Here is a 26,904-nt window from a genome sequence, read left to right on the forward strand (position 1 = left end):
GTGCCACAATTTCGACTCCATCTTCGGACAAGGATAAGTTGTGAGCGGTGAACTGATTTGGGTGTTGTCTCTTCTTGCCGTTGCGGTCGTGCTTTTTGCCACCGGGAAAGTGCGCATGGATGCTATCGCGCTGCTGGTGATCGTGGCCTTCGTCCTCAGCGATACGCTGACCCTCAGCGAAGCGTTTTCCGGGTTTAGCGATCCGAACGTTATTCTTATCGCCGCGCTGTTTATCATCGGCGACGGCCTCGTGCGCACCGGCGTCGCAAGCAAAGTCGGCAGCTGGCTGGTGAAGGTGGCAGGCAGCAGCGAAACCAAAATGCTGATCTACCTGATGCTAACCGTCGCCGGGCTGGGCGCCTTTATGAGTTCCACCGGGGTGGTGGCGATCTTTATCCCGGTCGTGCTGAGCGTTTCTGCCCGTATGAATACCTCTCCCTCGCGCCTGATGATGCCGCTGAGCTTTGCCGGACTGATCAGCGGGATGATGACCCTGGTGGCAACCCCGCCCAACCTGGTGGTCAACAGCGAGCTGATACGCGAAGGGCTTCAGGGCCTTAGCTTCTTTAGCGTCACGCCAATTGGCCTGGTGGTTTTAGTGCTGGGCGTTTTCTACATGCTGGCGGTGCGCTTTATGCTAAAAGGCGATGAGAGCGAGCTGGCGCGCGATGGGCGCAAGAAGAGCACCTTTCGCGACTTGATCAAAGAGTACCATTTAACCGGCAGGGCGCGTCGCCTGGCGATCCGCCCCGGTTCGCCGATGATTGGCCAGCGGCTGGACGACCTTAAGCTACGCGAGCGCTACTGCGCTAACGTTATCGGCGTCGAGCGCTGGCGCCGTTTTCGGCGGGTGATTGTGAACGTTAACGGGGTATCCGAGTTCCGCGCCCGCGACGTCCTGCTGATTGACATGTCGGCATCGGACGTTGATTTGCGCCAGTTCTGCGGGGAGCAAATGCTTGAGCCGATGGTGCTGCGCGGGGAGTATTTCTCCGACCAGGCGCTGGATGTCGGCATGGCGGAGGTGACGCTGATCCCCGACTCGGAGCTTATCGGTAAAACGGTGCGTGAAATCGGCTTCCGCACCCGCTTTGGGCTCAATATCGTCGGCCTTAAGCGGGACGGTAAAGCCCTCGATGGCGCGGTGGTCGATGAGTCCCTACAGCTGGGCGATATCATGCTGGTGGTCGGCAACTGGCGGCAGATTGCCCTGCTGGCGAAGCGCGGGCGCGATTTTGTCGTGTTAAATATGCCGATCGAGGTGAACGATGCGTCACCGGCCCACAGCCAGGCGCCGCACGCTATTTTCTGCCTGGTGCTGATGGTGGCTCTGATGCTCACCGATGAAATTCCCAATCCCATCGCCGCCATTATCTCCTGCCTTTTGATGGGGAAGTTTCGCTGTATTAACGCCGAGAGCGCTTACAAAGCGATTCACTGGCCGAGCATCATTCTGATCGTCGGGATGATGCCTTTTGCGCTGGCGCTGCAGAAAACCGGCGGCGTAGATTTAGTGGTCCAGGGATTGATGGACGTTGCCGGCAGCAAAGGACCCTATTTAATGCTGGGATGCCTGTTTGTGATGTGCGCGGCCATTGGCCTGTTTATTTCAAATACCGCAACGGCGGTGCTGATGGCGCCGATTGCGCTAGCGGCGGCAAACTCAATGGGCGTGTCGCCTTATCCCTTCGCTATGGTGGTGGCGATGGCGGCTTCGGCGGCGTTTATGACCCCGGTATCTTCACCGGTTAACACCCTGGTGCTGGGGCCCGGTAAATACTCGTTCAGCGATTTTGTGAAGATCGGCGTGCCTTTTACCGTGCTGGTGATGGTGGTTTGCGTGCTGCTGATCCCGGTTCTGTTCCCGTTCTGAGCCCCGGTTGCCCATGGCCCGGCCGTTGGCCGGGCTGGCGTCGATTTACAGCGGGGAATCCTGGCTGATTTCATCCAGCGAAAGATGAAAGCTTGGGACAAACACCCGCATAAAATAGTCCATTTCATCGCTGCGGCGGGATTCCAGCGTTTTCTCAAGCCGGCCTTTGGCCAGTAAAAATTCGTTATTACCGGCCGACAGCTCCTCGAGGCATTTCAGATAGGCGCAGAGCGCATCGGCCTGCTTGACGATTGATTTTTCTTCTTCGCTGTAGCTGTGTTCATCAATCAGCGGCGCAAAAATATCGCGCAGCTCGTCGGGAACCATATCAATCAGCTTCTGCTGGGCGATTTTCTCGATGGCCTTATACTCCTGGGCGATCTGCGAGTTGAAATATTTTACCGGTGTCGGCAGATCGCCGGTTAATACCTCCGACGCATCATGATACATCGCCAGCAGCGCGATCCGCTCGGCGTTAACCTTGCCCGCAAACTTGCGATTCTTAATTGCCGCCAGCGCATGGGCGACCATGGCGACCTGCAGACTATGCTCGGATACGTTTTCGGTGCGCACGTTGCGCATTAGCGGCCAACGGTTAATCAGCTTCAGGCGGGAGAGGTGGGCAAAGAAATGACTCTGACTCATAAGGACCCTTAATCAGTGACGACATCGGGTTCCATTGTGCGCAGGGATTGCCGCCGGATGCAAATACCGGCGGCGGGTGCGACTTATCAGAGCTGGTGATAGCCGGAGAGGAAGCGGCCAAACCGCGAAATGGCCATTTCCAGATCGTCTTCGCGCGGCAGGGTGACGATACGCACGTGATCCGGCCACGGCCAGTTAAAGGCGGTACCCTGGACCAGCAGCACTTTCTCCTGCAGCAGGAAGTCGAGAACCATCTTCTGATCGTCGTGAATGTTAAAACGCTTAGCGTCTATTTTCGGGAACATATATAGCGCGCCTTTCGGCTTCATGCAGGAGACGCCGGGGATCTCGTTAATCAGCTCCCAGGCGCGGTTTCGCTGCTCATACAGGCGCCCGCCGGGAACAATAAACTCGCTGATGCTTTGATAGCCGCCAAGCGCGGTCTGAATGGCATGCTGCGCCGGAACGTTGGCGCACAGGCGCATAGAGGCCAGCATTTCCAGGCCTTCGATATAGCTCTTAGCGTGCTTTTTCGGTCCGTTTAACACCATCCAGCCCTGGCGGAAGCCGGCGACGCGGTAGGTTTTTGACAGGCCGTTAAAGGTAATCGTCAGCAGATCGGGTGCCAGCGCGGCGATCGAATGGTGCTGGGCTTCGTCGTACAGGATCTTGTCATAGATTTCATCAGCAAAGATGATCAGATTATGCTGACGAGCAATTTCGACGATCTCCAGCAGCAGCTCTTTTGAATAGACCGCGCCGGTTGGGTTGTTGGGGTTGATAATCACGATCCCGCGGGTGCGCGGGGTGATTTTGGCGCGAATATCGTCGAGATCCGGGAACCAGTCAGCGGACTCATCGCAGAGATAGTGCACTGCTTTACCGCTGGAGAGCGATACCGCCGCCGTCCACAGGGGATAATCCGGCGCCGGGACCAGCATTTCGTCGCCGCTGTTCAGCAGCGCCTGCATGGCCTGGACAATCAGTTCCGATACGCCGTTGCCGATGTAAATATCTTCAACCGTCACGTCGCGCATGCCGCGGGCCTGATAGTGTTGCATGATAGCCTTGCGCGCCGAGTAGAGGCCTTTGGAGTCACAGTATCCCTGCGCGGTCGGTAGATTACGAATGACGTCAACGAGGATTTCATCCGGGGCATCAAAGCCAAACGGTGCCGGGTTGCCGATGTTCAGCTTCAGGACTTTGTTGCCTTCTTCTTCAAGGCGCTTCGCTTCTTTCAGAACCGGGCCGCGGATGTCGTAACAGACGTTGTCTAACTTGCTGGATTTTTCGATAGGGGACATGAATCTTTGCCTTTTAGCTGTTATCGCCACTCCCTGCCGTGGAAGTCAGCTCGGAACAATGTACTCTTCATCCCCGCTGTTTTGAAGGGTTAACAGGAGAAGATTTTGCTAATACTCTTTTTTTAGGGTAATCGATTTATCTGTTGATTGGCTTTGGTATTTATAGAATATGCCTTTAAGTCATGCTTTATTAGTCATATGTTGTGGTTTTATCGTCATATCATGAGTGTTTATCTGGTTTGCGGCTGTCGGCAGGCCCCGCGCTGATACTTTTTTGCTCGCAAAAAAGCGCTATGCTTTTAACTGAAAGTGGGGAGACTGTAGCGGTAATGTTAAATATACTTAATAAAAACATCTAAGAGATTAATGACTCTTATTTTTTAACAATGAATAATCCTGGTTTTGTTAATTTAATTAAAGTCCTGAAAAAAAATTTAAAATTATCTTTAATAATACTGATTTGCCCTTATAAATAAGTCTGTTTTCGGTTAGGATGTCGTTGTTAATATCAAATAAACCTCTTATGTAATGAGGTTTTTATTATTAATATATTGTTATTGCAGGGTTTTTTTTGTCGTTTGGCAAGCGCTGATAGCGGCTGGCTGCGTATTGATGCGCAGGGGCTGCGCCACTGGCGACTTTTTTGAATCAGGTCACATAAAGCGGGTCGCCGTAAATTAGAAAAAGCGTAGGCGTACGAACAAAATATGACTCAGAAGTTCCGCGCAATTGACGCGGACGAGCACTTTCAAATGCAATAACGTTCTTCCAGCTGTCGTCCATTTCCTTTCTGCGGATGACACAAGGCTCAAGGAATAGCCGGAAACCTGGAGCACAGCATCAATAAGGCAGGTCAGCGATAGCTACCTGTGAGTGAAGCAACATGATAAATGCAAATCGCCCAATACTAAATCTCGACCTCGATCTGCTGAGAACGTTTGTTGCCGTCGCCGATCTGAGTACTTTTGCTGCCGCGGCTGCGGCGGTACGCCGTACCCAGTCTGCGGTGAGCCAACAGATGCAGCGGCTGGAGCAGCTGGTCGGAAAAGAGCTCTTTGCCCGCCACGGGCGGAATAAGCTGTTAACTGAGCAGGGCATTCAGTCTGCTCGGCTATGCGCGGAAAATTCTGCGCTTTAATGATGAAGCCTGCATGTCGTTAATGTTTAGCAGCCTGCAGGGTACTCTGACTATCGGCGCAACCGACGAAACGGCGGATACCATTTTGCCGTTTTTGCTTAATCGGATCGGCAGCCTCTACCCGAGTCTGACTCTGGAAATTAAGATTCTGCATCATGCCGAGGCGCTGGAAAGGCTGGCAAACGGCACAATAGATCTCGCATTAACCACCCATCAGTCGGACAGCGTTGAAGCGCTGACCCTGCGCACTTCACCAACCCTGTGGTACTGCGCGGCGGACTACGTGCTGCCCCATGAGTCGTCGGTGCCGCTGATCCTGCTTGAGGGGGCGGGACCCTTGCAGGATGATATTACTTCGGCGCTCAATAGCGCGCAGACGCCGTGGCATTTGGCTCACTCGGCATCCTCGCTCGCGGGCGTTAAAGCGGCGGTGAAAGCCGGGCTTGGCGTTACGGCGCGGCCGGTAGAGATGATGAGTTCTGAACTGCGGGTGGTTGGCAAGAGCGACGGCCTGCCGGAATTACCGGATACTTGCTACGTTTTGAGCTGCGATCCGCAGAGCGTAAGCGAGCTGGCGCAGGCCATTTTTCAGTCGCTGAGCCAGGATTATAGCCCCTCATCGGGCCCCCTTTTTACCCCAGAAGGGGGAGGGCATAAGCTCTTCTCGTGAGAGGGATTAAAGCCACATTGGTCACAAAAAGCTGGTAACAAAATGTAAATGTAAAAAGAAGCCGCTGAGGTTGGAATTGGACCTTGCGGTTCTTTTTTTCTTATTTTCCAGCGATTTTTAATGTATTGTTGTTTTATTGTTATTTATATCAGTTGCTTAGCGACGTTTCCACAGACGCTTCTCTACTTTTCCCTGCACTTTCAATAGTTCATGCTAATGTTAAAAAACCGGCAGGTTTGTTGCTGTTTTTTCGGTTTAATTAACAAAAGCGTGTCACAGATCAAGAAAATACCCCTCCTTAGGGGGAGGAATCGAGGCTAAATCCTGTCAAAATAGGCGGGTAATTACGATTTACAATGGAAACGGACACGATTCAACAACACTAAATCCAATTAGTATGCAAGGTTATTTCGCATAAAAGGGCATTTAATGTTAATGAAAAAAACCTAATGTAAATTAATGTTGTTAAAACTTTTGTTGAAGTTGACAAAAGGTTAAAGAAAGGGGTAAAAAGCCAGCGCATATGGCCTTCTACGATAAGTAGGGACGCTTTTTTGCAAGGTTGTTTTTTTTATTCCTCCCCGTGAAACGCTGTGGCGTTCATCTGCCAGTAAGAGCAGAGGGTTTAGCGCTACACTTTTTTGGTTAAGCAATGCGTATGTCAACATCCACTGAAGTCATCGCTCATCATTGGGCATTCGCTATATTTCTCATCATTGCCATCGGCCTGTGCTGCCTGATGCTTGTCGGGGGCTGGTACCTCGGCGGTCGCGCGCGCGCGCGTAGCAAAAACACGCCGTTTGAATCGGGGATCGACTCCGTTGGTTCGGCTCGCTTACGTCTTTCTGCGAAGTTTTATCTGGTTGCCATGTTCTTCGTTATCTTCGACGTGGAAGCCCTGTATCTCTACGCATGGTCGACCTCTATCCGTGAAAGCGGTTGGGTCGGCTTTGTGGAAGCCGCAATTTTCATTTTAGTGCTACTGGCTGGTCTGGTTTATCTCGTCCGTATTGGCGCACTGGACTGGACGCCTGCGCGTTCCCGTCGCACGCTGGTTAACTCAGAAACAGACAGTCCCACTAACCGTCATATGCAGTAAAAGCGAGGCAATAAGATGGATTATACGCTCACCCGCATAGATCCCAACGGTGAGAACGACCGTTACCCCCTGCAAAAACAGGAGATCGTAACTGACCCCCTGGAGCAAGAAGTTAACAAAAGCGTGTATATGGGGAAACTCGAACACGCGCTGCATGACATGGTGAACTGGGGCCGCAAGAACTCAATCTGGCCTTACAACTTCGGCCTGTCATGCTGCTATGTAGAAATGGTGACGTCATTCACTGCGGTGCATGACGTTGCGCGTTTTGGCGCCGAGGTACTGCGCGCCTCTCCTCGTCAGGCTGACCTGATGGTGGTCGCCGGCACCTGCTTCACCAAGATGGCCCCGGTTATTCAGCGCCTTTACGATCAGATGCTGGAGCCGAAATGGGTTATTTCTATGGGAGCATGTGCCAACTCCGGCGGTATGTACGATATTTACTCTGTCGTGCAGGGCGTAGATAAATTTATTCCGGTTGATGTTTACATCCCGGGCTGTCCGCCGCGTCCGGAAGCTTATATGCAGGCGCTGATGCTGCTGCAGGAATCTATTGGTAAAGAGCGCCGTCCTCTCTCGTGGGTGGTTGGCGATCAGGGCGTTTATCGCGCCAACATGCAGTCGGAACGTGAGCGTAAACGCGGCGAACGCATTGCAGTGACCAATCTGCGGACTCCGGACGAGATTTAATTTGCGCCTGCGGGCGGCGGCACAACACTTCGCAAATCAATCTACAACAGCGCGAAGCCTCGCCCGGCAGTCACCACGGACCTTTTGCAATGGTGAACAATATGACCGATTTAAACGCGCATGACGCCGCACCAGCCTGGCAAACCCGCGATCACCTTGATGACCCGGTGATCGGCGAACTGCGCAATCGCTTTGGCCCGGATGCCTTTACCGTTCAGCCAACCCGTACCGGCGTTCCGGTAGTTTGGGTTAAGCGCGAACAGCTGCTGGAGGTGGGTGATTTCCTGAAGAAATTACCGAAACCTTACGTGATGCTGTTCGACCTGCACGGCATGGACGAACGTCTGCGCACCCACCGTGACGGGCTACCCGCCGCGGATTTTTCCGTTTTCTATCACCTGATTTCCATTGAACGCAATCGCGACATCATGCTCAAGGTAGCATTGTCTGAAAACGATCTGCGCGTGCCGACATTCACCAAACTGTTCCCGAATGCCAACTGGTATGAGCGCGAAACGTGGGAAATGTTTGGCATTGATATTGAAGGCCACCCGCACCTGACGCGCATCATGATGCCGCCGACCTGGGAAGGCCACCCGCTGCGTAAAGACTACCCGGCGCGCGCCACCGAATTCGACCCGTTTGAGCTGACCAAAGCCAAGCAGGATCTGGAAATGGAGGCGCTAACCTTCAAGCCGGAAGCGTGGGGCATGAAGCGCGGGACCGAAAATGAGGACTTTATGTTCCTTAACCTCGGCCCGAACCATCCCTCCGCCCACGGCGCTTTCCGTATCGTTCTGCAGCTTGATGGCGAAGAGATCGTCGACTGCGTACCGGATATCGGCTACCACCACCGCGGCGCGGAAAAGATGGGCGAGCGCCAGTCGTGGCACAGCTATATTCCTTACACCGACCGTATTGAATATCTTGGCGGCTGCGTCAATGAGATGCCGTACGTGCTGGCGGTCGAAAAGCTGGCGGGGATCACCGTGCCGGATCGCGTCAACGTAATTCGCGTGATGCTCTCCGAGCTGTTCCGTATCAACAGCCACCTGCTGTACATCTCCACCTTTATTCAGGACGTCGGCGCCATGACGCCGGTATTCTTTGCTTTCACCGACCGACAGAAAATCTACGATCTGGTCGAAGCCATCACCGGTTTCCGTATGCACCCGGCGTGGTTCCGCATCGGCGGCGTAGCGCACGACCTGCCGCGCGGCTGGGATCGCCTGCTGCGCGAATTCCTCGAGTGGATGCCTAAGCGTCTGGACTCTTACGAGAAAGCCGCGCTGCGCAACACCATTCTGATAGGCCGTTCGAAAGGCGTTGCCGCCTATAACGCCAAAGAAGCGCTGGCGTGGGGTACCACCGGCGCCGGCCTGCGCGCCACCGGGATCGACTTCGACGTGCGTAAAGCGCGTCCGTACTCTGGCTATGAAAACTTTGACTTCGAAGTGCCGGTTGGCGGCGGCGTATCCGACTGCTACACCCGCGTAATGCTGAAAGTCGAAGAGCTGCGCCAGAGCCTGCGCATTCTTCAGCAGTGTCTCGATAATATGCCGGAAGGGCCGTTCAAGGCGGATCACCCGCTGACCACGCCGCCGCCGAAAGAGCGCACGCTGCAGCATATCGAAACCCTGATCACGCACTTCCTGCAGGTTTCCTGGGGCCCGGTGATGCCGGCCAATGAATCCTTCCAGATGATTGAAGCGACGAAGGGTATTAACAGTTACTACCTGACCAGCGATGGCAGCACCATGAGCTATCGCACCCGTATCCGTACGCCGAGCTATGCGCACCTGCAGCAGATCCCGGCGGCGATTCGCGGCAGCCTGGTATCCGATCTGATCGTATATCTGGGTAGTATCGATTTTGTTATGTCAGACGTGGACCGCTAATTATGCACGAGAATCAACAACCACAAACCGAGGCTTTTGAGCTGAGTGCGGCAGAGCGTGAGGCCATTGAGCACGAGAAGCACCACTACGAAGACCCGCGTGCGGCGTCCATTGAAGCGCTGAAGATCGTTCAGAAACAGCGCGGCTGGGTGCCGGATGGCGCGATCTATGCGATCGCCGACGTGCTGGGCATCCCGGCAAGCGACGTGGAAGGCGTAGCCACCTTCTATAGCCAGATCTTCCGCCAGCCGGTTGGCCGCCACGTGATCCGCTATTGCGACAGCGTGGTTTGCCATATTACCGGCTTCCAGGGCATTCAGTCGGCGATCGAGAAGAAGCTCGACATCAAACCGGGTCAAACCACCTTTGATGGCCGCTTTACTCTGCTGCCGACCTGCTGTCTGGGCAACTGCGACAAGGGACCGACGATGATGATTGATGAGGATACTCATAGTTATCTGACGCCGGAGGCGATTCCTGACCTGTTGGAGCGGTATAAATGAAGACAGTGATCCGCATTCCCGAAACGCATCCTTTAACCTGGCGTCTGCGCGATGACAAACAGCCGGTATGGCTGGATGAGTATCAGAGCAAAAACGGCTACGAGGGCGCCCGTAAAGCGCTGCTGGGCCTGGCGCCGGATGAGATCGTCAACCAGGTGAAAGACGCCGGCCTGAAAGGGCGCGGCGGCGCGGGCTTTTCCACCGGTCTGAAGTGGAGCCTGATGCCGAAAGACGAATCCATGAACATCCGTTACCTGCTGTGTAACGCTGATGAGATGGAGCCGGGCACCTATAAAGACCGCCTGCTGATGGAGCAGCTGCCGCACCTGCTGGTGGAAGGCATGCTGATCTCCGCGTTTGCGCTGAAAGCGTATCGCGGCTACATCTTCCTGCGCGGCGAATATATTGAAGCGGCGGTCCATTTACGTCGCGCCATTGCCGAAGCGACCGAAGCCGGCCTGCTGGGCAAAAACATTCTCGGCACCGGCTTTGATTTCGAACTGTTCGTGCACACCGGGGCAGGGCGCTACATCTGCGGCGAAGAGACCGCGCTGATTAACTCCCTCGAAGGCCGTCGCGCCAACCCGCGCTCCAAGCCGCCGTTCCCGGCGAGCTCCGGCGTCTGGGGCAAGCCGACCTGCGTCAACAACGTTGAGACCCTGTGTAACGTCCCGGCGATTCTGGCCAACGGCGTTGAGTGGTATCAGAACATTTCTACCAGCAAAGATGCCGGTACCAAGCTGATGGGCTTCTCTGGCCGGGTGAAAAATCCGGGCGTCTGGGAGCTGCCGTTTGGCACCACCGCGCGCGAAATCCTTGAAGATTATGCCGGCGGCATGCGCGACGGCCTGAAGTTCAAGGCCTGGCAGCCGGGCGGCGCGGGAACCGACTTCCTGACCGAAGCGCATCTCGACCTGCCGATGGAGTTCGAAAGTATTGGCAAGGCGGGCAGCCGTCTGGGGACGTCGCTGGCGATGGCCGTTGACCACGAGATCAATATGGTATCGCTGGTGCGCAACCTCGAAGAGTTCTTCGCCCGTGAGTCCTGCGGCTGGTGTACGCCGTGCCGCGATGGTCTGCCGTGGAGCGTGAAAATTCTGCGCGCTCTGGAGCGCGGCGAAGGCCAGCCGGGTGATATCGAGACACTTGAGCAACTGTGTCGATTCCTTGGGCCGGGCAAAACCTTCTGTGCGCATGCGCCGGGCGCGGTCGAACCGCTGCAAAGCGCCATTAAATATTTCCGCGACGAATTCGAAGCAGGCATTAAGCAGCAGTTCAGTAATACCCATGCTATCAACGGGATTCAGCCGAACCTGCTTAAGACGCGCTGGTGATTCCCACCGACTCATTCAGCTGCTTCAAGGCGGCAGCCGGGTGAGGAAGTGGTAACGATTTTTTTAATTTGGAAGCATGCTAATGGCTACGATTCATGTAGACGGCAAAGAATACGAGGTCAACGGAGCGGACAACCTGCTAGAGGCTTGTCTCTCTCTCGGTCTTGATATTCCATACTTTTGCTGGCATCCGGCGCTCGGCAGCGTCGGCGCTTGCCGCCAGTGTGCGGTGAAGCAATATCAAAACGCGGAAGACACGCGTGGTCGCCTGGTGATGTCCTGTATGACACCGGCATCGGATGGCACTTTTATTTCCATTGACGACGGCGAAGCGAAGCAGTTCCGCGAAAGCGTGGTTGAGTGGCTGATGACCAACCACCCGCACGACTGTCCGGTCTGCGAAGAGGGCGGTAACTGCCACCTGCAGGATATGACCGTAATGACCGGTCATAGCTTCCGTCGCTATCGCTTTACCAAGCGCACTCACCGCAATCAGGATCTGGGGCCGTTCATCTCGCACGAAATGAACCGCTGCATCGCCTGCTATCGCTGCGTACGCTACTACAAAGACTACGCTGACGGCACCGATCTGGGCGTTTACGGCGCGCACGACAACGTCTACTTCGGCCGCCCGGAAGACGGCGTGCTGGAGAGCGAATTCTCCGGCAACCTGGTTGAGGTCTGCCCAACCGGCGTATTCACCGATAAGACGCACTCCGAGCGCTATAACCGTAAATGGGACATGCAGTTTGCGCCCAGCATCTGCCAGCAGTGTTCCATCGGCTGTAACATCAGCCCGGGTGAACGCTACGGCGAACTGCGTCGTATCGAAAACCGCTACAACGGCACCGTAAACCGCTACTTCCTCTGCGACCGCGGTCGTTTCGGCTATGGCTACGTGAACCTGAAAGATCGTCCGCGTCAGCCGGTTCAGCGCCGCGGCGACGATCTGATCGCCCTTAACGCCGAGCAGGCGATGCAGGGCGCGGCGGATATTCTGCGCCAGTCGAAAAAAGCGATCGGTATCGGTTCCCCGCGCGCCAGCCTCGAAAGCAACTTTGCGCTGCGCGAACTGGTCGGCGCCGGGAACTTCTATACCGGCATCGCCAAAGCCGAGCAGGAACGTCTGCAGATGATGCTGAAGGTGCTGCGCGACGGCGGTATTCATACCCCGGCGCTGCGCGAAATCGAATCTTACGATGCGGTGCTGGTGCTGGGCGAAGATATTACCCAAACCGGCGCCCGCATTGCGCTGGCCGTACGTCAGGCGGTGAAAGGAAAAGCGCGTGAAATGGCCGCGGCGCAGAAAGTCGCCGACTGGCAGATTGCCGCGATCCTCAACATCGGCCAGCGTGCGAAGCATCCGCTGTTTGTCACCAATATCGATGACACCCGTCTGGACGACGTCGCCGCGTGGACCTATCGCGCGCCGGTTGAAGATCAGGCGCGTCTGGGCTTCGCCATTGCGCACGCGCTGGATGAAAGCGCACCGGCGGTGGAAGGCCTGAGCAAAGATCTGCAGGGCAAAATCGATGTGATCGTCCAGGCGCTGGCCGGGGCGAAGAAACCGCTGATTGTCTCCGGGACTAACGCCGGCAGCATTGAAATCATCCAGGCAGCGGCTAACGTGGCGAAAGCGCTGAAAGGCCGCGGTATTGACGTCGGCGTCACTATGGTGGCCCGGGCAGTGAACAGCGTTGGCCTTGGCATGATCGGCGGCGGCTCTCTGGAAGAGGCGCTGAGCGAGCTGGAAACCGGCGCCGCCGATGCGGTTATCGTGCTGGAAAACGATCTGCATCGTCATGCTTCCGCCGCGCGCGTAGACGCTGCGCTGGCTAAAGCGCCGCTGGTAATGGTCGTTGACCATCAGCGCACGGCGATCATGGACAAAGCGCACCTGGTGCTCTCGGCGGCAAGCTTCGCTGAAAGCGATGGTACGGTGGTCAACAACGAAGGCCGCGCCCAGCGTTTCTTCCAGGTCTATGACCCGTCCTACTACGATGCGAATACCGTGATGCTGGAGAGCTGGCGCTGGCTGCATTCGCTGCACAGCACCGTCGAAAACCGTCAGGTTGACTGGACGCAGCTGGACCACGTGATTGACGCGGTGGTGGCTAAGCTGCCGCAGCTGGCCGGCATCAAAGACGCCGCGCCGGATGCGACCTTCCGCATTCGCGGTCAGAAGCTGGCCCGTGAACCGCATCGTTATAGCGGCCGTACGGCGATGCGCGCCAATATCAGCGTGCATGAACCGCGCCAGCCGCAGGATAAAGACACCATGTTTGCCTTCTCGATGGAAGGGAACAACCAGCCGTCCGCGCCGCGCTCGCAGATTCCGTTTGCGTGGGCTCCGGGCTGGAACTCCCCGCAGGCGTGGAACAAATTCCAGGATGAAGTGGGCGGTAAACTGCGCCATGGCGATCCCGGCGTGCGCCTGATTGAGGCTTCCGCCGACGGTCTGGATTACTTCACCGCGGTGCCGGCAGGCTTCCAGGCGGAAGAGGGGAAATGGCGGATTGCGCCGTACTACCATCTGTTCGGCAGCGACGAGCTGTCGCAGCGCTCGCCGGTGTTCCAGAGCCGCATGCCGCAGCCGTATCTCAAGCTTAACCCGGAAGATGCCGCGAAGCTTGGCGTCAACGCGGGGGCGATGGTCTCCTTCAGCGTTGAAGGCCATATGCTAAGCCTGCCGCTGATTATCTCCGCGGGCCTGACGGCAGGGCAGGTCGGTCTCCCGATGGGCATGCCTGGCATCGCGCCGGTTCTGACCGGAGCGCGTATTGATACTCTGCAGGAGGCAAAAGCATGAGTTGGTTAACTCCGGATCTCATCGACATTCTGTTAAGCATCCTGAAGGCGGTAGTTATTCTGCTGGTGGTTGTCACCTGCGGCGCGTTCATGAGCTTCGGCGAACGTCGCCTGCTGGGGCTGTTCCAGAACCGCTATGGACCTAACCGCGTGGGCTGGGGCGGTTCGCTGCAGCTCGTTGCCGACATGATCAAAATGTTCTTTAAAGAGGACTGGGTTCCGCGTTTTACCGATCGCGTGATCTTTACTCTGGCGCCGGTTATCGCCTTTACCTCGCTGCTGTTGGCCTTCGCTATCGTGCCGGTCAGCCCGTCGTGGGTGGTGGCCGACCTGAACATCGGCATCCTGTTCTTCCTGATGATGGCAGGCCTGGCGGTCTACGCGGTGCTGTTTGCCGGCTGGTCGAGTAACAACAAATACTCTCTACTGGGTGCGATGCGCGCCTCCGCGCAGACCCTGAGCTACGAAGTGTTCCTCGGCCTCTCCCTGATGGGTGTGGTGGCGCAGGCGGGATCGTTCAATATGGGCGATATCGTTAACAACCAGGCGCATTTGTGGAACGTTATCCCGCAGTTCTTTGGTTTTGTTACCTTTGCGATTGCGGGCGTGGCCGTGTGTCACCGTCACCCCTTCGACCAACCGGAAGCCGAGCAGGAGCTGGCCGATGGCTACCACATCGAATATTCCGGCATGAAGTTCGGCCTGTTCTTCGTCGGTGAATATATCGGGATTGTCACCGTATCGGCGCTGATTGTGACGCTGTTCTTCGGCGGCTGGAATGGCCCATGGTTACCTCCGTTCATCTGGTTCGCGCTGAAAACCGCGTTCTTCATGATGATGTTCATTTTGATCCGCGCATCATTACCGCGTCCACGTTATGACCAGGTAATGTCCTTTGGCTGGAAGGTATGCCTGCCATTAACGCTGATCAACTTGTTGGTAACGGCGGCTGTCATTCTCTGGCAGGCGCAATAAGGGGTGAATTGACCATGACCTTAAAAGAATTATTGGTGGGGTTCGGCACCCAGGTCCGCAGTATCTGGATGATCGGGATGCACGCCTTCGCCAAACGTGAAACCCAGATGTACCCGGAAGAGCCGGTATATCTGCCGCCGCGCTATCGTGGCCGTATCGTGCTGACGCGCGACCCGGACGGCGAAGAGCGCTGCGTTGCCTGTAACCTGTGTGCGGTAGCGTGTCCGGTAGGCTGTATCTCTTTGCAGAAAGCAGAGACCAAAGACGGCCGCTGGTACCCGGAGTTTTTCCGCATCAACTTCTCGCGCTGCATTTTCTGCGGTCTGTGTGAAGAAGCGTGCCCAACCACGGCGATTCAGTTGACCCCGGACTTCGAACTGGGCGAATACAAGCGTCAGGATCTGGTGTACGAAAAAGAGGATCTGCTGATTTCCGGTCCGGGCAAATACCCGGAATATAACTTCTACCGGATGGCGGGTATGGCAATCGACGGCAAAGATAAGGGCGAAGCAGAGAACGAAGCTAAGCCTATCGACGTCAAGAGCCTGTTACCGTAAGGAGAGGGCAATGGAATTCGCTTTTTATATCTGTGGCCTTATCGCCATCCTCGCAACCCTGCGGGTGATCACCCACACCAATCCGGTGCACGCGCTGCTGTACCTGATTATTTCGCTGTTAGCGATTGCTGGCGTGTTCTTCTCGCTGGGCGCCTACTTCGCCGGGGCGCTGGAAATCATCGTTTACGCCGGGGCCATCATGGTGCTGTTCGTCTTCGTGGTGATGATGCTCAACCTGGGCGGTAGCGAAATTGAGCAGGAGCGTAAGTGGCTGCAGCCGGGGATTTGGATCGGCCCGGCCATCCTATCCGCAGTGCTGCTGGTGGTGATCGTTTATGCCATCCTCGGTCTTAACGATCAGGGAATTGAAGGCAACGCGATAAGCGCGAAAGAGGTCGGTATTGCGCTGTTTGGCCCGTACGTACTGGCGGTGGAGCTGGCTTCTATGCTGCTGCTGGCCGGTCTGGTTGTTGCCTTCCACATCGGTCGCGAAGAGCGCGCCGGTGAAGTGCTGAGCAACCGCCAGAACGATAGCGACAAAAGAAAAACGGAGGAGCACGCATGATCCCCTTAACACATGGACTGATCCTCGCCGCGATCCTGTTTGTTCTCGGTCTGACGGGTCTGGTGATTCGCCGCAATCTGCTGTTTATGCTGATTAGCCTGGAGATCATGATCAACGCCGCGGCGTTGGCCTTCGTGGTTGCCGGAAGCTACTGGGGTCAGGCCGATGGTCAGATAATGTATATTCTCGCCATCAGCCTTGCGGCTGCGGAAGCGAGTATCGGTCTGGCGCTGCTGCTGCAGCTCCATCGTCGCCGCCAGAACCTGAACATCGATTCAGTAAGTGAGTTGCGTGGATGAACATGCTTTCCTTAACCATTCTTTTGCCATTGATTGGCTTTGTGCTGCTGGCCTTTTCCCGCGGGCGCTGGTCGGAGAATCTCTCCGCCACCGTGGGAATGGGGTCGGTAGGTCTGGCCGCGCTGGTCACGGCCTTCGTCGGGATGGACTTCTTTGCTAACGGCAGGCAGGCGATCAGCGTTCCGCTGTGGACGTGGATGTCGGTGGGCGATTTCAACATCGGTTTTAACCTGGTGCTGGACGGTCTCTCCCTGACCATGCTTTCCGTGGTCACCGGCGTTGGCTTCCTGATCCACATGTTCGCTTCCTGGTACATGCGTGGGGAAGAGGGCTACTCCCGCTTCTTTGCCTACACCAACCTGTTTATCGCCAGCATGGTGGTTCTGGTACTCGCCGATAACCTGCTGCTGATGTACCTCGGCTGGGAAGGCGTGGGCCTGTGTTCCTATCTGCTGATCGGTTTCTACTATACCGATCCGAAGAACGGCGCTGCGGCGATGAAAGCGTTCGTGGTGACCCGCATCGGCGACGTGTTCCTCGCCTTCGCGCTGTTTATTCTCTATAACGAGCTGGGTACCCTGAACTTCCGCGAAATGGTGGAGCTGGCGCCAGCGCACTTCGCGGCCGGCAACAACATGCTGACGTGGGCGACGCTGATGCTGCTGGGCGGCGCGGTAGGTAAATCTGCCCAGCTGCCGCTGCAGACCTGGCTTGCGGACGCGATGGCCGGCCCGACGCCGGTCTCCGCGCTGATCCACGCCGCGACGATGGTTACCGCGGGCGTCTACCTGATCGCCCGTACCCACGGCCTGTTCCTGATGACGCCGGAAATTCTGCATCTGGTGGGGATCGTTGGCGCGGTGACGCTGGTGCTGGCAGGTTTCGCCGCGCTGGTGCAGACCGATATCAAACGCGTGCTGGCCTACTCGACGATGAGTCAGATTGGCTACATGTTCCTGGCGCTGGGCGTTCAGGCATGGGACGCGGCGATTTTCCATCTGATGACCCACGCGTTCTTTAAAGCGCTGCTGTTCCTGTCGTCTGGTTCGGTGATCCTCGCCTGCCATCACGAGCAGAACATCTTCAAAATGGGCGGTCTGCGTAAATCGATTCCTCTGGTGTACGTCTGCTTCCTGGTGGGGGGCGCGGCGCTGTCCGCACTGCCGCTCATCACCGCGGGCTTCTTCAGTAAGGATGAGATTCTGGCAGGCGCGATGGCTAACGGTCATATCAACCTGATGGTTGCCGGCCTGGTCGGCGCGTTTATGACCTCGCTGTATACCTTCCGCATGATCTTCATCGTGTTCCACGGTAAAGAGCAGATTCATGCTCACGCGGGCAAGGGGATTACCCATCACCTGCCGCTGATTGTTCTGCTGGTTCTGTCGACCTTTGTTGGCGCGCTGATTGTGCCGCCGCTGCAGGGCGTACTGCCGCAGACCACCGAGCTTGAGCACGGCCGCGTGATGACGCTGGAAATCACCTCCGGGATCGTGGCTATCGCCGGCATCCTGATCGCCGCATGGCTGTGGCTGGGCAAACGCACGCTGGTGACCTCTATCGCCAACAGCGCGCCTGGCCGCCTGCTCGGCACCTGGTGGTACAACGCCTGGGGCTTCGACTGGCTATACGACAAAGTGTTCGTGAAGCCGTTCCTCGGCGTGGCGTGGCTGCTGAAAAGCGATCCGTTGAACTCAATGATGAACATTCCGGCGATCCTCTCCCGCTTTGCAGGTAAAGGCCTGCTGCTAAGCGAGAACGGTTATTTACGCTGGTACGTCGCGTCAATGAGCATCGGTGCGGTTGTCGTGCTGGCGCTGCTGATGGTATTGCGTTGAGTTTGTTGGCCGGGTGAGCGATTGCCGGATGGCGCTGCGCTTATCCGGCCGACAAACACTAAAAGAATTTTAGAATTCGTTGAAAATCTGTTCCTGAGGTACAGGCGTCATCGGCGAAGTCAGACCGGAGACCGCCAGCGCAGAGCAACCGCAGCGTACTAAAGTACGTGAGGATTGCGAGCGCTGCCGGAATTCGGGCTGGCGAGCGAGATAGCCTGAGCAGGAGTAAATATAAGGGACATACTCAGCTATGTTATTACCCTGGTTAATACTAATCCCCTTTATCGGCGGGTTTCTGTGCTGGCAGACCGAACGCTTTGGCGTGAAGATGCCGCGCTGGATTGCGCTGATTACCATGGGACTGACGCTGGTTCTCTCGCTGCAGCTGTGGCTGCAGGGCGGCTATTCTCTGACACAGTCTGCGGGTATTCCCCAGTGGCAGTCTGAATTCGTCATGCCGTGGATCCCTCGCTTCGGTATTAGCATTCATCTGGCAATCGACGGTCTGTCGCTGCTGATGGTGGTGCTGACCGGCCTGCTCGGCGTACTGGCGGTACTCTGCTCATGGCGTGAGATCGAAAAGTATCAGGGCTTCTTCCACCTCAACCTGATGTGGATCCTGGGCGGCGTTATCGGCGTGTTCCTCGCCATCGACATGTTCCTGTTCTTCTTCTTCTGGGAAATGATGCTGGTGCCGATGTACTTCCTGATCGCGCTGTGGGGCCATAAGGCTTCCGACGGCAAAACGCGTATCACGGCGGCTACCAAATTCTTCATCTATACCCAGGCGAGCGGGCTGGTGATGCTGATTGCCATCCTCGCGCTGGCGTTCGTTCACTTCAACGCTACCGGCGTGTGGACCTTCAACTATGAAGATCTGCTGAAAACGCCGATGTCCCACGGCGTGGAATATGCGCTGATGCTGGGCTTCTTCATCGCCTTCGCGGTGAAAATGCCGGTTGTACCGCTGCACGGCTGGCTGCCGGACGCGCACTCCCAGGCGCCGACCGCCGGTTCCGTTGACCTCGCGGGGATCCTGCTGAAAACCGCGGCCTACGGCCTGCTGCGTTTCTCGCTGCCGCTGTTCCCGAACGCCTCCGCCGAATTTGCGCCCATCGCTATGTGGCTGGGCATCATCGGTATTTTCTACGGCGCGTGGATGGCCTTCTGCCAGTACGATATCAAACGCCTGATTGCCTACACCTCCGTTTCCCATATGGGCTTCGTGCTGATTGCCATCTATACCGGCAGCCAGCTGGCCTATCAGGGGGCGGTGATTCAGATGATTGCGCACGGTCTCTCCGCTGCCGGTCTGTTTATCCTTTGCGGCCAGCTGTATGAGCGCCTGCACACTCGCGACATGCGTCAGATGGGCGGCCTGTGGAGCAAAATTAAGTGGCTGCCGGCGCTGTCGATGTTCTTCGCCGTGGCGACCCTCGGGATGCCGGGTACCGGTAACTTTGTCGGCGAATTCATGATCCTGTTCGGCAGCTATAAAGTGGTGCCGGTAATTACCGTGATCTCCACCTTTGGTCTGGTGTTCGCTTCCGTCTACTCGCTGGCGATGCTGCATCGCGCCTACTTCGGTAAAGCGAAGAGCGAGATTGCGGCGAAAGAGCTGCCGGGAATGTCGCTGCGTGAGCTGTCGATTATCCTGCTGCTGGTGGTTCTGCTGGTGCTGCTGGGCTTCTTCCCGCAGCCGATTCTGGACACCTCACATGCTGCGATGAGCAACATTCAGCAGTGGTTTGTTAATTCTGTTTCTACTACAAGGCCGTAATTCGCCATGACAATAACTCCACAACAACTGATCGCACTGCTACCGCTGCTGATCGTCGGCTTGACGGTGGTGGTTGTGATGCTCTCCATTGCGTGGCGACGCAATCATTTCCTTAATGCCACGCTGTCGGTTCTCGGGCTTAACGCCGCGCTGATATCGCTTTGGTTTGTTGGTCAAAACGGCGCGATGGACGTCACGCCGCTGATCCGCGTTGACGGCTACTCCATGCTCTATACCGGGCTGGTGCTGCTGGCGAGCCTGGCGACCTGTACTTTTGCCTATCCGTGGCTTGAGGGTTACAAGGACAATAAAGAAGAGTTCTACCTGCTGGTGCTTATCGCCGCGCTGGGTGGCATTCTGCTGGCGGGCGCTAACCATCTGGCGGCGCTGTTCCTCGGTATCGAACTGATTTCGCTGCCGCTGTTCGGCCTCGTTGGCTACGCTTTCCGTCAGAAGCGCTCTCTGGAAGCCAGTATTAAATACACAATCCTCTCGGCCGCAGCCTCCTCTTTCCTGCTGTTCGGTATGGCGCTGGTGTACGCGAACTCCGGCAATCTCTCCTTCCTGGCCCTCGGTAAGAGCCTGGCGGATAACACCCTGCACGAGCCGCTGCTGCTGGCGGGTCTGGGCCTGATGATTGTCGGCCTGGGCTTCAAGCTGTCGCTGGTGCCGTTCCATCTGTGGACGCCGGACGTTTATCAGGGCGCGCCGGCGCCGGTATCAACCTTCCTGGCCACCGCCAGCAAGATTGCTATCTTCGGCGTGGTGATGCGTCTGTTCCTCTATATGCCGGTAGGCAATAGCGAAGCGGTGCGCATCGTGCTGGGTCTGATAGCCTTTGCGTCCATTATCTTCGGTAACCTGATGGCGCTGAGCCAGACCAACATCAAGCGCCTGCTCGGCTACTCCTCGATCTCGCATCTGGGCTATCTGCTGGTGGCGCTGATCGCTCTGCAGAGCGGCGAAATGTCGATGGAAGCGGTTGGCGTCTATCTGGCCGGCTACCTGTTCAGCAGCCTCGGCGCCTTCGGCGTGGTGAGCCTGATGTCCAGTCCGTATCGCGGCCCGGATGCCGACTCGCTGTACTCCTATCGCGGCCTGTTCTGGCACCGTCCGATTCTGTCGGCGGTGATGACGGTGATGATGCTGTCGCTGGCGGGTATCCCGATGACGCTGGGCTTTATCGGTAAGTTCTACGTACTGGCGGTCGGCGTGCACGCGCACCTGTGGTGGCTGGTTGCCGCCGTGGTGCTGGGTTCGGCTATCGGCCTTTACTACTACCTGCGCGTCGCGGTGAGCCTCTATCTGAGCGCGCCGGAGAAACTGAACCGCGATGCGCCGTCTAACTGGCAGTACAGCGCCGGCGGTATCGTGGTGCTGATCTCGGCCCTGCTGGTGCTGCTGCTCGGCGTCTGGCCGCAGCCGCTGATTAGCATCGTACAGCTGGCAACGCCGCTGATGTAAAGCGGCTACGGCTGCAAAAAAACCGCCGGTTTACGATCGGCGGTTTTTTTATGCGCGTCGGTTAGCCGGTTGCGGCGCCCGTTTAGCCGATGGGATGGATCATAAAATCCTCCGCCAGCAGGGTCTGCGGGAAGATCTCCCGGCACTCCGCCAGCAGGCGCTGACAGCCCTGCGGATCGTAGCGCGAGTTGAAGTGGGTGGCGATAAAGGTGCCGACGCCAGCATCGCGCGCCAGCGCTGCCGCCTGCTGGCTGGAGGAGTGCCCGCGGGCGTTCGCCTTCCCGGCCATCGCCTGCTCCAGGGTGGTCTCATGGACCATGACGTCGACGCCGCGCGCCAGCTCCAGCGCCGCCGCGCAGGGCGCGGTATCGCCGAAGATGGCCAGCTTTTTGCCCGGCGTCGTCGGGCCAAGATAGCGGCGGCCATCGACGATCCGCCCGTCGGCAAGCTCGACGCTTAGCCCCTGTTTTAGCCGCTGAAACAGCGGCCCGGAGGGGACGCCGTCGGCGATAAGGCGGGCCGCGTCGAGGGCGCCGGGCCTGTCGTGCTCCTCAATGCGATAGCCGTAGCACTCCACCGGATGGTTTAGCGGCCAGGCCGTGACCCGATATCCGGCTTCGTCAAAGATAAGCCCGGGGCCAACTTCGACAATATCCAGCGGATAATCGGTCCACGAGCCGCTGAGGCGCAGCGCCACCTCGACAAACTCCCGCAGGCCTTTTGGCCCGTACAGGGTCAGCGGCAGCGAGTTTCCCTGCATCGAGCGGCTGCACAGCAGGCCGGGGAGACCAAACAGATGGTCGCCGTGGAGATGGGTAATAAAAATTTTATTCAGCTTGCCGGGGTGCAGGGCGGTATGCAGAAACTGATGCTGGGTGCCTTCTCCGCAGTCGAACAGCCAGACCGCCGCCGCCGTTGGCTGTTGCAAATTCAACACGATAGACGTCATATTACGCGTACGGGTCGGCACGCCAGCGGATGTCCCCAAAAAAGTTAATTCCATCGTCCAGTGTCCTTAGGGCGCGGGTGAAAAAACTAAAGTATACAGGAGCAGTCAATGATTACATGGCAGGATCTCCACCACAGCGAGCTGACCGTCCCGCAGCTCTATGCGCTGCTCAAACTGCGCTGTGAAGTCTTTGTCGTCGAACAAAACTGTCCCTACCTGGATGTTGATGGCGACGATCTGATCGGCGAAAACCGCCATCTTCTCGGCTGGCGCGGCGATGAGCTGGTGGCCTATGCGCGGATCCTGAAAAGCGCAGAGGATTTCGAACCGGTGGTGATTGGCCGGGTTATCGTCAGCCCGGCGGTGCGGGGCGAGAAGCTCGGCTATCGGCTGATGGAAAATGCGCTCGCCAGCTGCTCCCGCTGCTGGCCACAGAAAGCTATCTACCTCGGCGCTCAGGCGCATCTACAGCGCTTCTACGCCAGCTTCGGCTTCCGGCCGGTGACCGAGGTTTACGACGAAGACGGGATCGCCCATATCGGTATGGCCCGCGAGGCCGCAGCGGACCCGCTCCCGCCCGAATAGCCGCAGTTTATCTATATACTGTCTGAAATGACGGGCGGGCAGCCAAAGGCCACTCCCTCATCGTGGGTACTGCTATTTCTCGCCAGGACCCCGTATAATGTGGGGTTTTTAGTCTGTGGAGGTTTGCGTGCTGTCTGTTTCCGCTGCGCTGGAAAGCTTACGCGGCTGCCTGAGCGATGAGTTCCCCGCATCGTCCGGCACGCGAATTTTCGATGCCTCGTTTCCTCTCCACGATGCGTTTGATCCCCTGCTGTGGTGCGGGCACCAGCCTCAGTGGCCGCAGTTTTACTGGCAGCAGCGCAGCGGCGACGAAGAGCTTGCCGCGCTCGGTGCGGTGAAAACGTTCTCTTCGCTGGCCGACGCGCAGCGTTTTTTACAGCATCAGCAGCATCAGGATCTGCGTATTTGCGGCCTGAATGCGTTCAGTCCGCAGGACGGGGCGCTGGTGCTGCCGAGGCTGGAGTGGCGTCGGGTAGGGGGAACGGCGCGGCTGCGGCTGCTGCTGTGCAGCGCGACGTCGCTACGCGAAGATGCCCGGGCGGCGCGCGAGTTTCTGCGGACATTAACGGCGGAACAGGCGCAGCCTGCGGCGATACCGGCCGTACTCAGCGAACGGCACTTCCCGGAGTATCCGCGCTGGCGTGAGCTTATCCTGCAGGCTACCCGGGCCATTGCGGCCGGAGAGATGGAAAAAGTGGTGCTGGCACGCGCCACGGACCTGCGTTTTGCCGCTCCCCTGGATGCCTGGTCGATTATGGCCGCCAGCCGCCGCAGCAACTTTAACTGCTTTCACTTCCTGATGGCCTTTAGCCCGCAGCAGGCGTTTTTCGGCTCAACGCCGGAGCGGCTGTGGCGTCGGCGCGGAGCGCTGCTGCGTACCGAGGCGCTGGCGGGTACCGTCGCCGGCCACCCTGACGATCGCCAGGCGCAGGCGCTGGCCGACTGGCTAATGCGCGATGATAAAAACCAGCGGGAAAACATGCTGGTGGTGGAGGATATTTGCCAGCGCATGCAGGGCGAGGCGCGGATGCTGGAGGTCCTGCCGCCGCAGGTGGTGCGCCTGCGCAACGTGCAGCATCTGCGGCGCTGCATCTGGACCGAGCTGAATTCATCCGACGACGCCCGCTGCCTGCGCCAGCTGCAGCCTACGGCGGCGGTTGCCGGGCTGCCGCGGCGGGCGGCGCTGGACTTTATCAGCCAACATGAACCCTTTACCCGCGAATGGTACGCCGGTTCCGCCGGCTATCTGTCGCTGGCGCAAAGCGAATTCTGCGTGGCGCTGCGCTCGGCGAAGGTGGAAAACGACACCCTCAGGCTGTATGCCGGCGCCGGGATTGTCAGCGGTTCCGATCCTGAACAAGAGTGGCAGGAAATTGAAAATAAAGCGGCGGGGCTGCGTTCGTTGCTGCTGAGAAAAATGTAGATAGACGATGCATATCAATACTCCATCACTTTGTATTACCTATACTTAGCCTCAATATTTGATATCGGACAATTTCATGTCAGTAAGTGCATTTAACCGACGCTGGGCGGCGGTGATCCTGGAAGCACTAACCCGCCACGGCGTGCAGCATATTTGCATTGCGCCGGGGTCGCGCTCGACGCCCTTAACGCTGGCAGCCGCGGAAAACCGCGCATTGATTCCCCATACTCATTTTGACGAACGCGGGCTTGGCCACCTGGCGCTGGGGCTGGCGAAGGCCAGTCGACAGCCGGTGGCGGTTATCGTTACCTCCGGTACCGCCACGGCCAATCTCTATCCGGCATTGATTGAGGCCGGGCTGACCGGCGAGAAACTGATTTTGCTCACCGCCGACCGGCCGCCGGAGCTGATCGACTGCGGCGCCAACCAGGCGATCCGCCAGCCGGGAATGTTCGCATCGCACCCGTCCGAAACCCTCTCTTTGCCGCGTCCGTCGCAGGATATTCCCGCGCGCTGGCTGGTTTCAACCATCGACCAGGCGCTTGGCGCGCTGCACTCCGGCGGCGTACATATTAACTGTCCGTTCGCCGAGCCGCTGTATGGCGATATGGACGATACCGGCGTGAGCTGGCAGCAGCAGCTTGGAGACTGGTGGCAGAGCGATACGCCCTGGCTGCGTCAGTCGCTGCATCTCGCAAGCGAAAAGCAGCGCGACTGGTTTTTCTGGCGGCAAAAGCGCGGCGTGATCATTGCCGGGCGCATGAGCGCCGCCGAAGGGGTACAAGCCGCCGGGTGGGCGAAAATGCTCGGCTGGCCGCTGATTGGCGATGTGCTTTCGCAAACCGGGCAGCCGCTGCCCTGCGCCGACCTGTGGCTGGGCAACGGCAAAGCGGTCAGCGAGCTGGAGCAGGCGCAAATCGTTATCCAGCTGGGCAGCAGCCTGACCGGAAAACGCCTCCTGCAGTGGCAGGCGAGCTGCGAGCCGGAGGAGTACTGGCTGGTCGATAATTTACCCGGGCGTTTAGATCCGGCCCAGCACCGCGGCCGCCGCCTGGTCTGCCCGGTGGGGGAGTGGCTTGAACTGCATCCGGCGGAAAAACGTCAGCCCTGGGCAACGACGCTGCCGGTTCTCGCGCAGCAGGCCTGGCAGGCGACGGCGGAAAGCAGCGAACGCTTCGGCGAGGCCCAGCTGGCCCACCGTATTCATCGCTATCTGCCGGAGCAGGGGCAGCTGTTTGTGGGCAATAGCCTGGTGGTGCGCTTAATTGATGCCCTGGGGCAGGCTGCCGGCAGGCTATCCGGTCTACAGCAACCGCGGCGCCAGCGGGATTGACGGTCTGCTGGCAACAGCCGCCGGCGTACAGCGGGCCAGCGCTCGCCCTCTGCTGGCGATCGTTGGCGATCTTTCCGCGCTCTACGATCTTAATTCGCTGGCGCTGCTGCGCCATGCCTCGGCGCCGCTGGTGCTGATTGTCGTCAACAATAACGGCGGGCAGATTTTCTCTCTGCTGCCGACGCCGCAGGACGAAAGGCGCCAGTTTTACCTGATGCCGCAGGACGTCAACTTCGGGCATGCCGCGGCGATGTTCGATCTCAACTACAGCCGCCCGGGCAGCTGGGACGAACTGGAGGCGGCGTTCTCCGGCGCGTGGCGGACCCCTGGCGCGACCGTGATTGAGCTGGTGGTGAACGAAACCGATGGCACCCGTACTTTGCAGCAGTTGCTGGCGCAGGTGAGTCATCTATGAGCCTGCACGCCGAGTGCGAACGCGGCCAGGGCAGTGAACCCTGGCTGATTTTTTTACACGGTTTTTCCGGCGACAGCCGCGAATGGCAGCCGGTCGGCGAGGCGTTTAGCGCCCGTTCGCGCCTCTATATCGACCTGCCGGGCCACGGAGGTTCCCGCGATATTCAGGTAACTGATTTTGCCGATGTCTGCCGGCTGCTGCAGGAGACCCTGGATAGTTACAGCATCCTCAACTACTGGCTGATTGGCTACTCCCTCGGCGGCCGCATTGCGATGGTCTTTGCCAGCCAGCCGCGCGACGGGCTGTGCGGGCTGGTCGTGGAGGGGGGGCATCCGGGACTGCGCGACGATAGCGAGCGCCTGCTGCGTCGGCGCAGCGATGCGGCCTGGGCCGATCGCTTTCGCCGCGAACCGCTGCCCCGGGTCTTCGCTGACTGGTACCAGCAGCCGGTTTTCGCCTCGCTGGATGCGCAGCAGCGGGCGGCCTTAATCGCCTTACGCAGCCGTAACCATGGCGAAAATCTGGCCGCCATGCTGGAGGCGACGTCGCTGGCGGTGCAGCCCGATCTGCGCCCGGCATTACGAGCCTGCCGTTTTCCTTTTCACTATCTTTGCGGCGCGCGCGATGACAAATTCCGCGCGCTGGCGGGCGATTTAGCCGCGACGATACACGTTATTCATCATGCCGGGCACAACGCGCATCGGGAAAATCCCGCGGCGGTAGCCGCTTGCCTGGCGCAGTTTTTAGCAAGTTAACTAA

Annotated in this window: 20 protein-coding genes and 2 pseudogenes; 19 read left to right on the forward strand and 3 right to left on the reverse strand. The window is 57.9% G+C overall.

Going from position 1 to position 26,904, the window contains the following annotated elements; translation table 11 throughout:
* Nucleotides 1–40: 40 nt before the first annotated feature.
* Entirely contained in the window at nucleotides 41–1,873 is a 1,833-nt protein-coding gene (locus ABOC21_RS07110) for an SLC13 family permease (RefSeq protein WP_426814059.1), read from the forward strand.
* Between the two features lie 45 nt (nucleotides 1,874–1,918).
* On the opposite strand, the gene yfbR is transcribed toward ABOC21_RS07110, so the two are convergent.
* Entirely contained in the window at nucleotides 1,919–2,518 is a 600-nt protein-coding gene (gene yfbR / locus ABOC21_RS07115) for a 5'-deoxynucleotidase (protein ID WP_426814060.1), read from the reverse strand.
* An 86-nt stretch (nucleotides 2,519–2,604) separates the two neighbouring features.
* The gene (gene alaA / locus ABOC21_RS07120) at nucleotides 2,605–3,822 is read right to left on the reverse strand and encodes an alanine transaminase AlaA (RefSeq protein ID WP_426814061.1); all 1,218 of its coding nucleotides are present in this window, start codon (nucleotides 3,820–3,822) and stop codon (nucleotides 2,605–2,607) included.
* Between the two features lie 883 nt (nucleotides 3,823–4,705).
* Here alaA and ABOC21_RS07125 point away from each other — a divergent pair.
* The 14 genes and pseudogenes from ABOC21_RS07125 to nuoN all read left to right on the forward strand — a co-directional run bounded on the left by ABOC21_RS07125 (nucleotide 4,706) and on the right by nuoN (nucleotide 21,440).
* A pseudogene (locus ABOC21_RS07125) lies at nucleotides 4,706–5,630 on the forward strand (LysR substrate-binding domain-containing protein).
* Nucleotides 5,631–6,282: 652 nt separating this feature from the next.
* Complete coding sequence (nuoA, locus tag ABOC21_RS07130) at nucleotides 6,283–6,729, forward strand: NADH-quinone oxidoreductase subunit NuoA (RefSeq protein WP_004865103.1); 447 nt, start codon at nucleotides 6,283–6,285, stop codon at nucleotides 6,727–6,729.
* 15 nt (nucleotides 6,730–6,744) lie between these two features.
* On the forward strand, nucleotides 6,745–7,419 hold the full coding sequence (gene nuoB / locus ABOC21_RS07135; RefSeq protein WP_002913178.1) for an NADH-quinone oxidoreductase subunit NuoB: 675 nt from the start codon (nucleotides 6,745–6,747) through the stop codon (nucleotides 7,417–7,419).
* 89 nt (nucleotides 7,420–7,508) lie between these two features.
* Complete coding sequence (nuoC, locus tag ABOC21_RS07140) at nucleotides 7,509–9,317, forward strand: NADH-quinone oxidoreductase subunit C/D (protein ID WP_426814062.1); 1,809 nt, start codon at nucleotides 7,509–7,511, stop codon at nucleotides 9,315–9,317.
* Between the two features lie 2 nt (nucleotides 9,318–9,319).
* Nucleotides 9,320–9,820: an NADH-quinone oxidoreductase subunit NuoE gene (gene nuoE / locus ABOC21_RS07145; RefSeq protein ID WP_004104075.1), complete on the forward strand. Its 501-nt coding sequence runs from the start codon at nucleotides 9,320–9,322 to the stop codon at nucleotides 9,818–9,820.
* Nucleotides 9,817–11,154, forward strand: a complete 1,338-nt coding sequence (gene nuoF / locus ABOC21_RS07150; protein WP_426814063.1) for an NADH-quinone oxidoreductase subunit NuoF — start codon at nucleotides 9,817–9,819, stop codon at nucleotides 11,152–11,154. Before nuoE ends, nuoF begins: the two co-directional genes overlap by 4 nt.
* 82 nt (nucleotides 11,155–11,236) lie before the next feature.
* Nucleotides 11,237–13,963, forward strand: coding sequence for an NADH-quinone oxidoreductase subunit NuoG (gene nuoG, locus ABOC21_RS07155; protein ID WP_426814064.1), 2,727 nt, complete (start codon nucleotides 11,237–11,239; stop codon nucleotides 13,961–13,963).
* Entirely contained in the window at nucleotides 13,960–14,937 is a 978-nt protein-coding gene (gene nuoH / locus ABOC21_RS07160) for an NADH-quinone oxidoreductase subunit NuoH (protein ID WP_076945791.1), read from the forward strand. The genes nuoG and nuoH overlap by 4 nt, the downstream gene beginning before the upstream one ends.
* Nucleotides 14,938–14,951: 14 nt before the next feature.
* Entirely contained in the window at nucleotides 14,952–15,494 is a 543-nt protein-coding gene (nuoI, locus tag ABOC21_RS07165; protein ID WP_004865092.1) for an NADH-quinone oxidoreductase subunit NuoI, read from the forward strand.
* Between the two features lie 10 nt (nucleotides 15,495–15,504).
* Nucleotides 15,505–16,059, forward strand: a complete 555-nt coding sequence (gene nuoJ, locus ABOC21_RS07170; RefSeq protein ID WP_426814065.1) for an NADH-quinone oxidoreductase subunit J — start codon at nucleotides 15,505–15,507, stop codon at nucleotides 16,057–16,059.
* Complete coding sequence (gene nuoK, locus ABOC21_RS07175) at nucleotides 16,056–16,358, forward strand: NADH-quinone oxidoreductase subunit NuoK (protein ID WP_002913148.1); 303 nt, start codon at nucleotides 16,056–16,058, stop codon at nucleotides 16,356–16,358. The genes nuoJ and nuoK overlap by 4 nt, the downstream gene beginning before the upstream one ends.
* Entirely contained in the window at nucleotides 16,355–18,196 is a 1,842-nt protein-coding gene (gene nuoL / locus ABOC21_RS07180; protein WP_426814066.1) for an NADH-quinone oxidoreductase subunit L, read from the forward strand. The genes nuoK and nuoL overlap by 4 nt, the downstream gene beginning before the upstream one ends.
* Nucleotides 18,197–18,446: 250 nt before the next feature.
* On the forward strand, nucleotides 18,447–19,976 hold the full coding sequence (gene nuoM, locus ABOC21_RS07185; protein ID WP_426814067.1) for an NADH-quinone oxidoreductase subunit M: 1,530 nt from the start codon (nucleotides 18,447–18,449) through the stop codon (nucleotides 19,974–19,976).
* Between the two features lie 6 nt (nucleotides 19,977–19,982).
* The gene (gene nuoN / locus ABOC21_RS07190; RefSeq protein ID WP_426814068.1) at nucleotides 19,983–21,440 is read left to right on the forward strand and encodes an NADH-quinone oxidoreductase subunit NuoN; all 1,458 of its coding nucleotides are present in this window, start codon (nucleotides 19,983–19,985) and stop codon (nucleotides 21,438–21,440) included.
* Between the two features lie 82 nt (nucleotides 21,441–21,522).
* Here nuoN and rnz read toward each other — a convergent pair whose 3' ends face one another.
* Complete coding sequence (gene rnz / locus ABOC21_RS07195; protein ID WP_426814069.1) at nucleotides 21,523–22,443, reverse strand: ribonuclease Z; 921 nt, start codon at nucleotides 22,441–22,443, stop codon at nucleotides 21,523–21,525.
* Between the two features lie 54 nt (nucleotides 22,444–22,497).
* On the opposite strand from rnz, the gene ABOC21_RS07200 reads away from it, so the two are divergent.
* The 4 genes and pseudogenes from ABOC21_RS07200 (at nucleotide 22,498) to menH (ending at nucleotide 26,900) form a co-directional block, all read left to right on the forward strand.
* Nucleotides 22,498–22,974: a GNAT family N-acetyltransferase gene (locus tag ABOC21_RS07200; RefSeq protein WP_426814070.1), complete on the forward strand. Its 477-nt coding sequence runs from the start codon at nucleotides 22,498–22,500 to the stop codon at nucleotides 22,972–22,974.
* A 127-nt stretch (nucleotides 22,975–23,101) separates the two neighbouring features.
* Complete coding sequence (gene menF, locus ABOC21_RS07205; RefSeq protein WP_426814071.1) at nucleotides 23,102–24,397, forward strand: isochorismate synthase MenF; 1,296 nt, start codon at nucleotides 23,102–23,104, stop codon at nucleotides 24,395–24,397.
* Between the two features lie 76 nt (nucleotides 24,398–24,473).
* Nucleotides 24,474–26,145: pseudogene (menD, locus tag ABOC21_RS07210) on the forward strand (2-succinyl-5-enolpyruvyl-6-hydroxy-3-cyclohexene-1-carboxylic-acid synthase).
* On the forward strand, nucleotides 26,142–26,900 hold the full coding sequence (gene menH, locus ABOC21_RS07215) for a 2-succinyl-6-hydroxy-2,4-cyclohexadiene-1-carboxylate synthase (RefSeq protein ID WP_426814072.1): 759 nt from the start codon (nucleotides 26,142–26,144) through the stop codon (nucleotides 26,898–26,900). The pseudogene menD and the gene menH overlap by 4 nt, the downstream one beginning before the upstream one ends.
* Nucleotides 26,901–26,904 lie beyond the last annotated feature (4 nt).

The organism is Klebsiella sp. WOUb02 (assembly GCF_050058015.1).
GTDB lineage: Bacteria > Pseudomonadota > Gammaproteobacteria > Enterobacterales > Enterobacteriaceae > Klebsiella.